We start from the raw sequence: 13,610 nt of genomic DNA, 5'->3' as shown, positions 1-13,610 counted from the left end.
GTAGTCCCGGGCTTAGCTGTTGTTACAGTGAGGTGGCCAGATGATAGGTATTCGCTGAAACCATTCACAACTTAGCAGTTTCGTTGCTGGCTCGAGGACAGAGCTGAGCGCACAAATTATATTGGTTGTGCATTCAAACAGTTTTCAACCTCACATCAATTGCTGTGGCGCAGCAATACGCCTAGCTAGCGACCACGAGAGCCCCGCTACGACTGCTTTTGGCGGCTGCCTTCCATAATGCGAAAAATCGCTCACGGGGCAAAACGTTTAAATAGGATGCTAAAAATTGGTCGCATCTTAAATGTGCGTTGACAATCATTCCGGACGCGGGCCGCCCTCTGTCCGATATTCGAAAGCACTTGTCTGAACCGCGCTGCGCAGGACACTTAGACTGCCTTCATACGCTGATTTACCCATCGTGAAGCAGCAAGCAAACCCTATCGAATCCGACGGTTTCACAGGAGCGGCAATGAAGGCGATCCAGTTCAACTCTTTTGGCGGTCCCGAAGTCCTCAACCTCGTCGACCTGCCGACACCCGCCGCCGACGCCGACGCCGACAGCGCGATCGTGCAGGTGAAAGCAGCCTCGGTGAATCCGAGCGACGTGAAAAACCTCTCGGGCCATTTCAGCCACACGACGCTGCCGCGCATCCCGGGCCGCGACTTCAGCGGCGTCGTGACGCAAGGCCCCGCCGAATGGATCGGCGCGGAAGTATGGGGCACGGGCGGCGACATCGGCTTCACGCGCGACGGCACGCACGCGCAGTTCATCAAGGTTCCCGTCGGCGCGCTGTCGCGCAAGCCGCGCACGCTCACGCACGAACAGGCGTCGGCGATCGGCGTGAACTTCGTGGTCGCGTGGCTCGGCGTCGTCGATTATGCACAGCTCGTCGCGGGCGAAACGGTGGCCGTGATCGGCGCGAGCGGCGGCGTCGGCGGCGCGGTCGTGCAGATCGCGAAGTCACGCGGCTGCAAGGTGATCGCCGTTGATCGCCACGAGCCTGACGCGGACTCGCCCGCGGGCCGTCTGCTCGACCACTATGTACCGTTCGACGAGCACGCCGCGGAACGCGTCAAGGCACTCGGCGGCGCGGATGTCGTGTACGACGCCGTCGGCGGCGTCGCGTTCGAAACGGCGCTGAAGCTCGCGAAGTGGCGCGGCCGGGTGGTCGAGATCAGCGCAACGGGCAAGCGGCGCGTCGAGTTCGACCTGATCGACTTCTATCACAACGAAACGCAACTGTTCGGCGCGGACAGCGCCAAGCTCGGCGTCGCGGATTCCGCGCGCCTGATGACGGAACTGGCCAGCGTGTTCGATAGCGGCGCGTTGCAGGCGCCGTCGATCGCGCAGACCTTTCCGCTCGAACAGGCGCGCGACGCTTACGCCGCCGTCGCCGGCGGCACACGCGGGCGCGTCGTCATCACGATGTGACACACCCGTTCAATCGAATCCGGAGACTCGTATGAAGCCGTATATCGTGTCGCTGGCGGCAGGTGTCGTCGTCGGACTGCTGTACAACATCGTCGATGTGAAATCGCCCGCGCCGCCCATCGTCGCGCTGCTCGGCCTGCTCGGCATGGTCGCCGGCGAGCATGCGATTCCGTTCGTGCGCTCGCTGCTCGCTCACGTAACAAGCTGATGCGGCACGCGACCGCTTACTGCATGCGGCCGGGCGCGCCGCCCATTTCGAGCGCGCGTTCGAGCAGCAGTTCGCGTTCGCGCGCATTGCGCGTCATCGATGCGGCGCGCTCGAATTCCGCGCGCGCTTCATCGTTGCGAGCGAGCTTGGCGAGCAGATCGCCGCGCACGCTCGGCAGCCAGTGATAATTCTTCAGCGAAGGCTCGTCGGCAAGCGCGTCGACGAGTTCGAGCGCGGCCATCGGGCCATACGCCATGCCGACAGCAACCGCGCGATTCAGATCCACCACGGGCGACGGCGCTACCTCGGCAAGCGCATCGTACAGCGCGACGATCTGCACCCAATCCGTTTGTGCCGCCGTGTGCGCGCGCGCATGGCACGCGGCGAGCGCGGCCTGCAGCGTGTACGGCCCGCTCATCCCGCCGAGCGCCTCCGAGCGGGCAAGCGCACTCAACCCGCGACGGATCAGCAGCGGGTCCCAGCGGCTGCGGTCCTGATCGAGCAGCAGCACCGGCCGTCCCTGCGCATCGACGCGCGCATGCATGCGCGACGCCTGAATCTCCATCAGCGCGACCAGTCCGTACACTTCGCTTTCGTCGGGCATCAGGCCCGCCAGCACGCGGCCCAGGCGCAGCGCTTCCTCGCACAGCGTCGGGCGCATCCAGTCGTCGCCCGCCGTCGCCGAATAGCCTTCGTTGAAGATCAGATAAATCACTTCGAGCACGGAAGCGAGCCGCACCGCGCGTTCGTTCGTCTGCGGCACTTCGAACGGCACCTTCGCCGCCGACAACGTCTTCTTGGCGCGCACGATGCGCTGCGCAATGGTCGGCTCGGGCACGAGAAACGCGCGCGCGATCTCATCCGTGGCCAGGCCGCCAAGCAGGCGCAACGTCAGCGCCACACGTGCGTCTTTCGACAGCACGGGGTGGCAGGCGGTGAACACCAGTCGCAGCAGATCGTCGCCGATATCGTCGGCGCGCGCGGCGTCGAGCGCATCGACGAAATCGGGCACGATATGCGCCTCGCGCGCGTCCATGTCGGCGCCGAGTTCCTCGTGCTTGCGCGCGTGCAGCGCATCCTGGCGCCAGCGGTCGAGCGCGCGGTTTTTCGCCGTCGCCATCAGCCATGCTCCAGGATTGTCCGGCACGCCTGCGTCGGGCCAGGTTTCGAGCGCGGCCACCAGCGCGTCCTGCGCGAGTTCTTCCGCCACGCCGACATCGCGCACGATGCGCGCGACGTGAGCGATGACCTTCGCGGATTCGATCCGCCAGACTGCCTCGATGGCACGATGGGTCGCAGCCGTCGTCACGGCCGGCCTCAAGACGCGTCGGCCGCTGGCATCGCGGCGTTCGGGTCCATGTACACGAGTTCCCAGATATGCCCGTCGATATCCTCGATACTGCGCTCGTACATGAAGCCGTGGTCCTGCGCCGGGCGCGCCGACGCGCCGCCTGCGGCGAGCGCCTTGCCGGCCAGATCGTCGACTTGCGCACGGCTGTCGCACGACAGGCAGATCAGCGCTTCCGTGCTCTCTTTCGGGTTGCACAGCGTCCTGTTCGTGAAGGTCTGGAAAAAGTCCTTCGCGAGCAGCATGGCGTAGATGTTCTCGCCGATCACCATGCAGGCGGCCTGCTCATTGGTGAATTTCGGTTCGAACGTAAAGCCGAGTTGCGAGAAGAACGCCTTCGATTTCTCCACGCTGCTCACGGCGAGGTTCACATAGATTTGCTTGTGCATGATCGTTCCTCGGAAGCTGGCAGGTCACAGGTGCAAGGTCAGTGGTTTGCGCCTTCGATCTTGCGAAAGCGTTCGGTCGACTGGCTCGGCTCGAAGTCGTCGAGTTCGAACATCTGGCGCACTTCGATTTCGCCGTCGGCCTGCTCGCCGGACGGCGCGGGGAAGCGCCGCGCCCATTCCATCGCTTCTTCGCGCGATCGCACCTGAATCACGGTGTAGCCCGCCACCAGTTCTTTCGTCTGCGCAAACGGCCCTTCCGTGACGGTGCGCCGGCCGCCCGCATAGCGCACGCGCCAGCCTTTCGCGCTCGGCTGCAGGCCGCACGCGTCGAGCAGCACGCCCGCCTTCTGCAAGGCTTCGTGATACGTCGCCATCGACGCCATCAGTTCTTCTTCCGGCATCTTGCCGGCTTCGCTGTCGGCCGTGGCCTTCACTAGAATCATGAATCGCATCGCCGTCTCTCCTCGTGGATGAACGAAGCCCCGTGGCGGCTTCTCACTTCCACGACGAGCGGCGCGCAGTCAGATCGACAACCGGCATCGTCAGGGAAAACCCTTGCGGATGCGCCGGACGGGTCGGCCGGCGCGCGCCGTCAGTACTCGTAGCACGGCGCGACCTTGCGGATTTCGATCGTGCACCACTCGGCGGCCGGGCACTCTTCGGCGAGCGCGAGCGCTTCTTCGTAGGTATCGACGTTCAGCAGAAAGAAGCCGCCGACCATTTCCTTCGCTTCGGCAAACGGCCCGTCGATCAGGCGCGTCTGGCCGTCGCGCTTTTCGAGACGCACACCGTTTTTGTCGGGCGACAGCGATTCGGCCGCGATCAGCTGGCCGCGCGCCCGCAACCCGGCGCGGTATTTGAGCATGCGGTCGTAGACGGCGCGGCCCGCGACTTCGCCGCGTTCCTCGCGTTGCTGGGTAGGTTCGACGATGAGCAGCATGTAGGACATGGTGACTCCGTGTTCCGGTTGTCGGGCCGCGGCGTTCGAGGGGTGCCGTACTTCGTGAGACGGGTGGCGCGGCGGCAATGGCAGCAAAGGTTGATTCTGCTGGCGAAGGCAGTCTAGCAAAGTGGCAACGCGGGCGGAAAGGTCTGCCGCGCGAATGGGCATTCCACTGAGGGAAATGGCATAACGCTTGCTGAACGACCTGGATCCTCAATCTCGCAGGAGCACGACATGTTGAAGCGCTATATCGTCCGCGTCGCAATCGCAGCAGCGGTCCTGGTGCCGTTGGTGAGCGGATGCACCGTCGGCGGCGCGGCAGCGGGTGGCTATGTCGGCCACGAGACGACGCATAGCACCGTGGGCACGGTGGGCGGCGCTGTCGCGGGCGGGATCATCGGTCACGAACTGGGCAAGTGATGCGGGTCGAAGTTGTTTTTAAAGGCGGCGATTTAAGCTCAATCGCCGCCTTAATATTTGTCAAAAGATGTCACTCGCGTTTTATTTGCTTAATTGTGAATATCTGTCTTTTTTTACGACTGCAATCTATTTATAACGCACACTATTTCCGATCGACACTCAATCAAATTAATTCGATTACGTCGACGATCGCAATTCGCCCAAAAAGTTCATCGACATTTTTGATCTATGACATACTCTGACGAAATCGCTCATACGCCTCAGCCCCATATTTCATAGGGCTTTCATCGCTATAAAAGTACCGATACGGCTGCACGCGCGACTACATCGCGCGTATTTTCCCGACATGACTTATCTCAAATAAATCATCACAATACTTCGTTGCCGTATCACAACAATTTAATTTGTACCAATAAAAATTCCAGAAATTATCTCAATTAAAATATAAATCGAATCAAACCCTTACCCCTTTCCTTTCCTTTTTGGAAACAGACCATTTCCGACTTAGATATCAATCGATAGTTAGGGTCCCTTTCTATACTTGCGCTTCCCCAAACCGGGCAAGTTGAGTGGTCTTGCTTCGTACAGGACGTGGCATGCATAGCTTGTCCGTTTGTATTCAAGCCTCGTATTGCCCCATGAACTGAAGGAAGCACAGATGAAGAAGATTCTGATCGCGACGGCAGTGGCTGCCTCGTTCGCCTCGGTCGCACACGCACAAAGCAGCGTCACGCTGTACGGCACGCTGGACACGTCGATCTCCTACACGAGCAACGTCAATGGCGGCCACCAGTGGGCAGTCGGCAGCGGCTCGACCGATGAAAACCGCTTCGGCCTGCGCGGCGTCGAAGACCTCGGCGGCGGCCTGAAGACCATCTTCACGTTGGAAGAAGGCTTCGACACGAACAACGGCGCACAGGCGTCGCAAGGCAAGATGTTCTCGCGTCAGGCATTCGTCGGCCTGTCGAGCCAGGCTGGCACGGTCACGCTGGGCCGTCAGTACGACGCGATGCAGGACTTCGTGTCGCCGCTGTCTGCAACGGGTAGCTGGGGCGGCGCGAATTTCGCCCACTACGGCAACCTCGATCACCTCAACAAGGACAGCAAGGACGCAGCCAGCAACTCGATCAAGTTCACGAGCGCCAACTACTCGGGCGTCTCGTTCGCCGGCACGTATTCGTTCTCGAACAGCTCGCAGTTCGCCAACAACCGCGCATACAGCTTCGGTGCGGGCTATGAAAACGCAGGTCTGCGCGTCGGCGCGGGCTACGCGCAGCAGAACAACCCGAACACCACGTCGGGCGGCGCGTACAACAATGCCGACCTGAGCAATATCGGTCTGACGGGCGTATCGTTCCGCCAGCGCGAGTTCGGCGCGGGTGCAACCTATGCGTTCGGCCCGGCGCTGTTCGGCATCGTCTGGACGCAAGCTCGCCTCGACAACGTGACGGGCGGCACGGGTTCCGTTCACACCAACAACTACGAAGCCAACGCCACGTACAACCTGACGCCTGCGCTGGCGCTGGGTGTTGCCTACACGTACTCGAACGGTGCGGCCGAAGATGCTCACTTCCACGCGAATCAGATCGGCCTGAAGGGCGACTACGCGCTGTCCAAGCGCACGGACGTGTATGCGCAAGGCACGTATCAGGAAACGAGCGCGCCGGCTGGCTCGACGATCAACGCAGTGATCGACAACGGCAGCGTGACGGGCGTTTCGTCGTCGCACCGCCAGGGCGTCGCATCCGTCGGTCTGCGTCACCGCTTCTAATCGAACACGAAGCGCGGCGGGTCGATGCGTACGATCGACCTGCCGTAAGCGCTCGGGCCCACGAGGCGACCACAACGGCCTCACGTTCTTCCGAACGTGAGGCCGTTGCCTATTGAGCCGGCTGAACTGACGGGGCAGCGCCACGAGAACCGTGACGCCCGCTCAGACCATCCGCTTCAACTCTTTCTGCAGACGGTCGAAGTTCTCTTCATTGGCCTTGACGGCAAACGTCTTCACCTGCGCGCACACGGCAGGCGTCTCGAAGACCATGCGAAACGTGATGCGCGTCTGCTCGTCGCTCAGCGCATCGAAGGTAGCCGTGACGCGGTAGTGCGGCCCCGACACATGATCGAACACGATACGCTCGGGCGCGACGATCTCGACGAATACGCTGTGATTCTTGTAGTCGACGCCATCCGGCCCGTGCATTGCGAAGCGCCAGTTGCCGCCCGGACGCAGGTCGAATTCGTGGAAGGAATGGGTGAAGCCCTTCGGGCCCCACCAGTGCGCGAGATGTACCGGCTCCGTCCAGGCCCTGAACACGAGATCGCGCGGAAAATCGAACACGCGCGTCGATACGATTTGCAGATCCGCGATAGGCGGAGTTGCGTCGCCATCCTCGGACATGAGACAGCCTCCTTCGAACAATGCCCTGCATCCGCCCGAAGACAGGCGGATAAATCAAGCATAACGCATTGGCGAAGGATCGCGCGCCTGCCGCACGCGGCACGGACAGAAAGTCGCGGCGAATGAGAGGGGCCGAACGTTCGAACGCCTAACGTCCGCGCCTAAAGTCCGATCAATGGCCGCTGGAAACGCAGCGCCGCAAGCTCAGACGGCAACCGACTCGGCAGAAGGCTCGGCGGACGGCTCGATCGGAATCACCCGCCGCGCCGCGGGCGCGCCGCATTCCCGCAGCAGATCGCGCAGGTCGTTGATGACCGGGAAGACTTCGTGATTCCAGTCGGCGCCTTGCGCGTCGTGTGCTGCCTGCTCAAGCTCGACGATCCAGCGGTCTTCCTTGAAGATGCGCTCGGTGAACCACACCAGCAGCGGCCACGCGACGTCGAGCAGCGCGCCGATCTTCGGCCGCTTGATGGACAGCAGGCCGAACGTGCGATTGGTGCGCTGTTCGCGATCGAGCGGCACGTAGCAGATCCACAGGTCCATGACGATCGTCCCGTCGGACGTGCGAATCCGCAGCGTCTGAAACGGATACTGCGTGCGGATCGTCATCACATCCTTGTGGTCGGTCCTCGTGTTCTTGCGGCTCTGCCCGAACACGAGCGCTTCGCCGATCGGCTGCTGCCCTGCTTCGCGCGCGAACGTGTAGTCCACTTCGACCCAGTCGTCGCCGCGCCGCCGGCCCAGCGAACGCGCGCGCATCTTGCCCATCTGCTTGCGATGCAGGAACTGATGGTTCATATCCATCAGGTTTTCGTGCATGAACGAGTAGTGGCAAGCCACTTCGCGGCCGAAACGCCGCGTCTTGTAGGCCTTGTCGGCCACGGAGCCGAGCGGGGGCAGCGGCATCGTCTCGGCGAGCGCGGCGTCGCCGGGAAACACGAAGATCAGTCCTTCGGCTTCGCGGCACGGATACGCGCGCACGCCATTCGGCAGACGCTCGCGGCCGAGATACGGCACGTCGATGCATTTGCCCGAGCAGTCGTAGGTCCAGCCGTGATAGCCGCAGCGGATAGCCTCGCCGTCGACCACGCCGCCGCTCAGCGGCACCTGCCGGTGCGCGCAGCGATCCTCCAGCGCGATCACCTTGCCCGATTCGGTGCGCGCCAGCACGATCGGCTCGCCTGCAAAGCGCACGGCATGCGTTTTACCGCGCTTCACTTCGCGCGACCATGCAAGGGGATACCAGTGATCGGGGTGAATATCGACGCGGCGCAGATCGCGCACGGCAGCCTTGGGAGGGTTATCGACGGGATTGCTGTCCAACGGAGCGACTACGTGCATGAATGAAGCCTCCTGGCACAACGGTCGGCCGGTCGCCGGGACCGAGCGGGTTTGATAGTTAGAAAACCGATGTCCGGTCAGTCTACTAGAAGTCGCGCCGGAGAATCATGAGGACTCGCCGCAGATAGGCGCGCCGGTAGGCATTACCGGACGTGCGCCGACGCCCGCCGCCGCGCCAAAAACAAAGGGCGGCGCCGAAGCACCGCCCGTCAGTTTTCGTTGCAACCGCAACGCTCAACAAGCCCCCAACAACCTCATACGTCGCCGAAATGCGGCGTAACGGCGCTCAACGCGTGACTTGTGTCGCGCCGACGAGACCCGACCGATGCTGCTTGCCCCACGTCTTGCCACCGCGTAGAAATTGCAGCCAGCCGAGCACGGCGCCCGTATGCCGCAGCAACTGAAACGTGAACGGCTCGGCGATGGCGGCGACGACGGCCATCGACAGGCTCGTGCCGCTCGTCAGCCCCGTCCAGCGGCGGTACAGATGAATGCTCCACAAATAGAACGCGAGGTCGATGGCCGTCTTCAGACCGATCACGCTGAAGATCGACACGACGATCAGGCCATGTCCGCCGGCCACGAAGCCGAGCAGCAACGCGAACGCGGTCAGGCCGTAGACGGGCTGCATCGTGTCGAACGCCTTCACGGGCAGCATCACCCGGCCGAGCGTGCCGTATCGCGCATTGCCCGTCATGTCGCGGTTCCAGTACTGCGTTTGCAGGAAACCTGCGAACCAGCGGCGGCGCTGGCGCAGGAACGCGCCAAGCGTTGCGGGCGCTTCCGTCTGCGCGTGCGCGTCGCCGACCACGCGCACGTCCCAGCCGAGGTTGTGATCGACGGAATAGCGACGCAGCCGGTGAATCAGTTCGTAATCTTCGACCAGACATTGCGCGTCGAAGCCGCCGACGGCGACCAGCGCGTCGCGCCGGAACGACGCAAATGCGCCCGACACCAGCAACAGGCTGTCGGCGCGCATCCAGGCGAAGCGCGCGATGAAGTTGCGCATGTATTCGTAAGTCTGGAACCACTGGAACACGCGCCCGCTCGCCGTGCGGTCGCAGACGGGCACGAGGATGCCCGTCGCGGCAACGAGCTTCGGCGACTGCGCGAAAGACGCGCGCATGGCGAGCGTGGCGTCGTCGGCGAGCAAGGTGTCGGCGTCGACGGTCATCACGGTGTCCGTCGTCATCACGTCGATCGCGGCGTTCAGCGCCAGCGCCTTGCCGCCGTGCGGCACGCGCAGCCACTGCAGATTCGGATAGCGGCTGCTCGGCGCGCTCAGCACGCCCAACGCGGGCTCCGTCAGACCGAAGCGGCTGGTCAGCAGATCGCGTGTGCCGTCCGTCGAGCCGTCGTCGGCGATCACGATCTGCGCCGGGCCTTGCGTCTGCCGCAGCAGCGCGGCGAGCGTCACGGGCAGCACGCCTGCCTCGTTGTGCGCGGCGACGATCACGCCCATGCTCGGCAATTTCGCACCATCCGCCGACCGACGCGCAGGCAACGAGCGGTGGATCAGCGGCCACGTCTTCACCGTGACGAACGCGAGCAGCAGCGTGTCGTACAGCACGTAAGCGATCCCCGTCGACCACGCGAGCGCGCCATGCAGAAAGAACGCGCGCGCGAACAGCAGCAGCCACAAAGCGGTCACGCTGCCGTGGATCACGGCGCTCTGCCAGGTGCCCTTGCGCGGGTTGATGCGCGGCGACGCGGCGGCGAGCGCTTCGCGTAGCGACGGCCTGGGACGCTCGCCCGCTACAACCGTGGGCTCGTCGGAAAGGCTGTAGTTAGTCAGCGTCGCGTCTTCAATCACATCGGTATCCATCACGGCACCATCCGCTTGATGACGGAATGACGGTCGAACAGCTCATGCTTGAGCGCGCCGCCGATATGCATCGCCAGCAACGCGTACAGCGCATAGCCGAGGTACGTGTGCAGCGCGCCGAATCTGTCGTGCAGCGGCTCTTTCACGGCGGGATCGAGATTCATGATGAAGCCGATGCGCGGAAACGGGATCACGCCGAACAGGTGCATGGGATGCGTTGCCGCCGCCTTCCACGCCGAATCATGCATCCAGCCCGACAGCGGCAGCGCGATCATCACGAAATAGAGCAGGAAGTGCGCGATGTGTGCGGCCATCCGCTCCCACGACGGAAATTCGCGCGGCAGCGGCGGCGGCCGGTGCGATGCACGCCACAGCAGGCGCAGCAGCGCCAGGCCGAGCACCGTGATGCCGATCGACTTGTGCGTGTCGATGACGGGGCGCACCCAGCCGTCCGGCAGCGCGTCGGCGGAAAGCCCGAGCACCACGTTCACGATGATCAGCACGGCAATCAGCCAATGCAGGATGATCGCGGTGCGTGTGTAGCGGGGCGCATGCGCTGGCGTGGAGAGCGTCTCGATGCCGTCTCGCGAGGCCGTGCGGGAAGTTGTCGAAGTGTTCATGAGCCGTTGTGGTTGGGAGTCGGTGGGGACGGCGAAAGCGATGTGCAAGCCGGCGGAACGACATGCAGGCGCGCACTGCAATCGTCTTATCAACAGAACGCCCGATCCGGCCGCTTTATTCCTTCAACGTGCGGGTTGCGGGTTTCCGTCGCATTTCCGTTTGTTTCGCGCGGCCGTCGGCCGTTCACTGGACTGGCCGGACGCGCCTCGCGCCGTTCACGCGAACTGGTCGATCCCCTGCACCAGACGTTTCGCAAAACGCGGCTCGCGCAGCTGGTCGAGCCACCACTTCAGTGCCCGGCCCTCCTGATCGCCGCGCCACGCGACGTACAGCACATTCGGTTCGCGCGGATCGGCGGTTTCCTTTTCGACGAGTTCACCGCGCTTGAGCAGCGACGCGACGCGCTGGCGCGGCAACCAGCCGACGCCGAGCCCATCGCGCTGCGCGAGGATTTTCGCACGCATACTGGGCACCGCGAGCGAAGTCTGCCCGCCGAGCAGGCCATACGCACGGCCGCTCGCGCGCGACGAATCCGCCACGACGATGCCGCGCTGCTTCGCGATCTGCTCGCGCCTGAGCGGCTCCTTGATGCTCGCGAGCGCATGCCGCGGCGACACGGCGAACACCCAGTCGACCACGCCCAGCTCGAACCAGCGCAAGCCAGGAATGGCGGGCGGCTCGTTGGTCGCGCCGACGATCACATCGGCGCGGCCATCGCGCAGCGCTTCCCACGTGCCGCTGAGCACTTCCGTCGTCAGACGCAGCTTGACGCCCGATTGCAGTGCATCGAACGCATGGACGACGGGCATGAAGGTCTCGAACTCCATGAGCTCGTCGGTGACGATCCACAGCCGGTCCTCCCAGCCGCTGGCGATCTGCCGCACGCGTTGCGTCATGCGCGACACGTCCTGCATCAGGCGCGCGGCCTCTTCGGCGAGCAGTTGGCCGGCGGGCGTCAGTTGCAGCCGGTAGCGGCGGCGGTCGAACAGCAGCGCATCGAAGCGCGTTTCGAGCTGGCGCGCCGCGTGCGACACCGTCGACGGAGCCTTGCCGAGGCGCGCCGCAGCGCGCGACAAGCTGCCGCTTTCGCGAATCGCTTCGAGCAGCGCAAGCTCTTCATCCGTCAACATGTGCGAACCTGTCGAATGAGATAAACGGAAAAATCGTACGGCAAAACCCGAACGCCGGTCCATCATAGGGTCTTGTGCCGATGTTCCGCTGCGCGGCTGACATCGCAGCGGCGAAGCGCACGGCGCGCGGGCCGGGAACGCGGGATAGAAGGAGCAGCGAAATGGGATTGTTAGTCGACGGTCAATGGCAGGACAACTGGTACGACACGGCATCGACGGGCGGCCGCTTCGTGCGCACGGATGCCATCTTCCGCAACTGGGTCACACCCGACGGCGAAGCCGGCCCGAGCGGCAGCGACGGCTTCGAAGCGGAAGCGGGACGTTATCACCTGTATGTGAGCCTTGCGTGTCCGTGGGCACATCGCACGCTGATCGTGCGCGCGCTGAAGGGCCTCGAAGACATGATCAGCGTATCCGTCGTGCACTGGCTGATGCTCGGCGACGGCTGGACCTTCGCAGACGGCCCGGGCGTCGTGCCCGACACGTTGAACCACGCGAAGTATCTGCGCGACGTTTACGTCGCCGCGGACCCGCACTACACGGGCCGCGTGACCGTGCCGATCTTGTGGGACAAGCATCAACGGACGATCGTCAGCAACGAGTCGTCGGAAATCATCCGCATGCTGAACACGGCGTTCGACGAACTCGGCGCCGAGCCGGGCGACTTCTATCCGCCGCCGCTGCGCGCCGAGATCGACGCGATCAATGCGCGCGTCTACGACACGGTGAATAACGGCGTCTACAAGTCGGGCTTCGCGACCACGCAGGCGGCGTACGAGGAGGCTGTCGTGCCGCTGTTCGAGACGCTCGACTGGCTCGAACAGAAACTGTCTACGCAGCGATTCCTGACGGGCAACCGGCTGACGGAAGCGGACATCCGGCTCTTCACGACGCTGATCCGTTTCGATGCCGTGTACTTCGGGCACTTCAAGTGCAACCTGCGGCGCATCGCGGACTATCCGAATCTGTCGGCATATACGCGGGACATCTACCAGCATCGAGGCGTGGCCGACACGGTGAACTTCGAGCATATCAAGCGGCATTACTACGGGAGCCACCGCTCGGTGAACCCGACGGGCATCGTACCGGTTGGCCCGGTGCAGGATTTCGGTGCGCCACACGATCGTAAGCGCTTCGTGTGAAGCCATGCGCTAGACTGTCCGGCGACATCGGCCAACAGCGCAGGAGACGCTCATGCTACGCAAGACACGCACCGCTTCCCAACTACAGGACGAGGTGAGGCGGCGCATCGAGCGCGCGCCGGAGGTAATCGAAGACGGCGTGAAGATCCGCGTGCCGCGCCCGCAACTACAGGAACCGGACGCAAGCGGTTGCAACTGGACGATGAAGCATTTCGGCAATGCAATTGGCTTCGACCGCACGGTGGACGAAGCACTCAAGGCGGTGCAGAAGGAATACAACCTGTCGGAAGACACGAAAGACCTGAACAGCCTGTTCGGCGACCCGAAGGGCTGAAGCGGGCGGCAAAAAAATCACGACAGCCTGCATACGGTTTCAAACGCCCGGCGAGGTTAGCTTTTGTGCGGGTAATTGA

Annotated in this window: 15 protein-coding genes; 6 read left to right on the top strand and 9 right to left on the bottom strand. The window is 63.4% G+C overall.

All coding sequences use genetic code 11. The features are described from left to right. The first annotated feature begins 469 nt into the window (after window positions 1-469). Together C2L66_RS16780 and C2L66_RS16775 are read left to right on the top strand one after the other, a co-directional pair. Complete coding sequence (locus C2L66_RS16780; RefSeq protein ID WP_060604485.1) at window positions 470-1,432, top strand: quinone oxidoreductase family protein; 963 nt, start codon at window positions 470-472, stop codon at window positions 1,430-1,432. A gap of 31 nt (window positions 1,433-1,463) precedes the next feature. Further along, window positions 1,464-1,640 (top strand): DUF1427 family protein, encoded by a 177-nt coding sequence (locus C2L66_RS16775; RefSeq protein WP_060604487.1) that lies wholly within the window; start codon window positions 1,464-1,466, stop codon window positions 1,638-1,640. A 16-nt stretch (window positions 1,641-1,656) separates the two neighbouring features. Here the strand turns inward: C2L66_RS16775 and C2L66_RS16770 are convergent, their stop codons facing one another. The 4 genes from C2L66_RS16770 to C2L66_RS16755 form a co-directional block, all read right to left on the bottom strand. After that, the gene (locus C2L66_RS16770; RefSeq protein ID WP_060604491.1) at window positions 1,657-2,949 is read right to left on the bottom strand and encodes an RNA polymerase sigma factor; all 1,293 of its coding nucleotides are present in this window, start codon (window positions 2,947-2,949) and stop codon (window positions 1,657-1,659) included. 8 nt (window positions 2,950-2,957) lie between these two features. Further along, complete coding sequence (locus C2L66_RS16765) at window positions 2,958-3,377, bottom strand: VOC family protein (protein WP_054933119.1); 420 nt, start codon at window positions 3,375-3,377, stop codon at window positions 2,958-2,960. A 38-nt stretch (window positions 3,378-3,415) separates the two neighbouring features. Next, entirely contained in the window at window positions 3,416-3,829 is a 414-nt protein-coding gene (locus C2L66_RS16760) for a YciI family protein (protein WP_054933120.1), read from the bottom strand. A gap of 140 nt (window positions 3,830-3,969) precedes the next feature. Further along, the gene (locus C2L66_RS16755; RefSeq protein WP_060604494.1) at window positions 3,970-4,326 is read right to left on the bottom strand and encodes a YciI family protein; all 357 of its coding nucleotides are present in this window, start codon (window positions 4,324-4,326) and stop codon (window positions 3,970-3,972) included. A 228-nt stretch (window positions 4,327-4,554) separates the two neighbouring features. Here C2L66_RS16755 and C2L66_RS16750 point away from each other — a divergent pair, with 228 nt between their 5' ends. Together C2L66_RS16750 and C2L66_RS16745 are read left to right on the top strand one after the other, a co-directional pair. After that, complete coding sequence (locus C2L66_RS16750) at window positions 4,555-4,740, top strand: glycine zipper 2TM domain-containing protein (RefSeq protein ID WP_054933121.1); 186 nt, start codon at window positions 4,555-4,557, stop codon at window positions 4,738-4,740. A 658-nt stretch (window positions 4,741-5,398) separates the two neighbouring features. Beyond that, window positions 5,399-6,511, top strand: coding sequence for a porin (locus C2L66_RS16745; RefSeq protein WP_054933138.1), 1,113 nt, complete (start codon window positions 5,399-5,401; stop codon window positions 6,509-6,511). A 162-nt stretch (window positions 6,512-6,673) separates the two neighbouring features. Here C2L66_RS16745 and C2L66_RS16740 read toward each other — a convergent pair whose 3' ends face one another. The 5 genes from C2L66_RS16740 to C2L66_RS16720 form a co-directional block, all read right to left on the bottom strand. Continuing rightward, a complete protein-coding gene (locus C2L66_RS16740) occupies window positions 6,674-7,138 on the bottom strand; it encodes an SRPBCC family protein (RefSeq protein ID WP_054933139.1) in 465 nt (154 codons plus the stop codon). Window positions 7,139-7,342: 204 nt separating this feature from the next. Further along, on the bottom strand, window positions 7,343-8,479 hold the full coding sequence (locus C2L66_RS16735) for an aromatic ring-hydroxylating oxygenase subunit alpha (protein WP_054933122.1): 1,137 nt from the start codon (window positions 8,477-8,479) through the stop codon (window positions 7,343-7,345). 286 nt (window positions 8,480-8,765) lie between these two features. Beyond that, window positions 8,766-10,304, bottom strand: a complete 1,539-nt coding sequence (locus C2L66_RS16730; protein WP_060604498.1) for a glycosyltransferase family 2 protein — start codon at window positions 10,302-10,304, stop codon at window positions 8,766-8,768. Then, window positions 10,304-10,924 (bottom strand): cytochrome b, encoded by a 621-nt coding sequence (locus C2L66_RS16725; protein WP_054933124.1) that lies wholly within the window; start codon window positions 10,922-10,924, stop codon window positions 10,304-10,306. The genes C2L66_RS16730 and C2L66_RS16725 overlap by 1 nt, the downstream gene beginning before the upstream one ends. Before the next feature lie 216 nt (window positions 10,925-11,140). After that, a complete protein-coding gene (locus C2L66_RS16720; RefSeq protein ID WP_042304361.1) occupies window positions 11,141-12,055 on the bottom strand; it encodes a LysR family transcriptional regulator in 915 nt (304 codons plus the stop codon). A 161-nt stretch (window positions 12,056-12,216) separates the two neighbouring features. Between C2L66_RS16720 and C2L66_RS16715 the strand changes: the two genes are divergently transcribed. Both C2L66_RS16715 and C2L66_RS16710 read left to right on the top strand, forming a co-directional pair. Further along, entirely contained in the window at window positions 12,217-13,197 is a 981-nt protein-coding gene (locus C2L66_RS16715) for a glutathione S-transferase family protein (protein ID WP_060607003.1), read from the top strand. A 52-nt stretch (window positions 13,198-13,249) separates the two neighbouring features. Further along, window positions 13,250-13,531, top strand: coding sequence for a hypothetical protein (locus C2L66_RS16710; protein WP_054933125.1), 282 nt, complete (start codon window positions 13,250-13,252; stop codon window positions 13,529-13,531). Window positions 13,532-13,610: the final 79 nt, after the last annotated feature.

Source organism: Paraburkholderia caribensis, assembly GCF_002902945.1.
GTDB classification, from domain to species: domain Bacteria; phylum Pseudomonadota; class Gammaproteobacteria; order Burkholderiales; family Burkholderiaceae; genus Paraburkholderia; species Paraburkholderia caribensis.
Note: the sequence above shows the minus strand (reverse complement) of the source record. Positions and strands in the feature narration are given on the sequence as shown.

What these genes read in the sequence shown, in the direction of transcription:
- C2L66_RS16780 (WP_060604485.1), top strand. Translation starts at nt 470, where the DNA reads ATGAAGGCGATCCAGTTCAACTCTTTTGGCGGTCCCGAAGTCCTCAAC.
- C2L66_RS16775 (WP_060604487.1), top strand. Translation starts at nt 1,464, where the DNA reads ATGAAGCCGTATATCGTGTCGCTGGCGGCAGGTGTCGTCGTCGGACTG.
- C2L66_RS16765 (WP_054933119.1), bottom strand. Translation starts at nt 3,377, where the DNA reads ATGCACAAGCAAATCTATGTGAACCTCGCCGTGAGCAGCGTGGAGAAA.
- C2L66_RS16760 (WP_054933120.1), bottom strand. Translation starts at nt 3,829, where the DNA reads ATGCGATTCATGATTCTAGTGAAGGCCACGGCCGACAGCGAAGCCGGC.
- C2L66_RS16755 (WP_060604494.1), bottom strand. Translation starts at nt 4,326, where the DNA reads ATGTCCTACATGCTGCTCATCGTCGAACCTACCCAGCAACGCGAGGAA.
- C2L66_RS16750 (WP_054933121.1), top strand. Translation starts at nt 4,555, where the DNA reads ATGTTGAAGCGCTATATCGTCCGCGTCGCAATCGCAGCAGCGGTCCTG.
- C2L66_RS16745 (WP_054933138.1), top strand. Translation starts at nt 5,399, where the DNA reads ATGAAGAAGATTCTGATCGCGACGGCAGTGGCTGCCTCGTTCGCCTCG.
- C2L66_RS16740 (WP_054933139.1), bottom strand. Translation starts at nt 7,138, where the DNA reads ATGTCCGAGGATGGCGACGCAACTCCGCCTATCGCGGATCTGCAAATC.
- C2L66_RS16735 (WP_054933122.1), bottom strand. Translation starts at nt 8,479, where the DNA reads ATGCACGTAGTCGCTCCGTTGGACAGCAATCCCGTCGATAACCCTCCC.
- C2L66_RS16730 (WP_060604498.1), bottom strand. Translation starts at nt 10,304, where the DNA reads ATGGATACCGATGTGATTGAAGACGCGACGCTGACTAACTACAGCCTT.
- C2L66_RS16725 (WP_054933124.1), bottom strand. Translation starts at nt 10,924, where the DNA reads ATGAACACTTCGACAACTTCCCGCACGGCCTCGCGAGACGGCATCGAG.
- C2L66_RS16720 (WP_042304361.1), bottom strand. Translation starts at nt 12,055, where the DNA reads ATGTTGACGGATGAAGAGCTTGCGCTGCTCGAAGCGATTCGCGAAAGC.
- C2L66_RS16715 (WP_060607003.1), top strand. Translation starts at nt 12,217, where the DNA reads ATGGGATTGTTAGTCGACGGTCAATGGCAGGACAACTGGTACGACACG.
- C2L66_RS16710 (WP_054933125.1), top strand. Translation starts at nt 13,250, where the DNA reads ATGCTACGCAAGACACGCACCGCTTCCCAACTACAGGACGAGGTGAGG.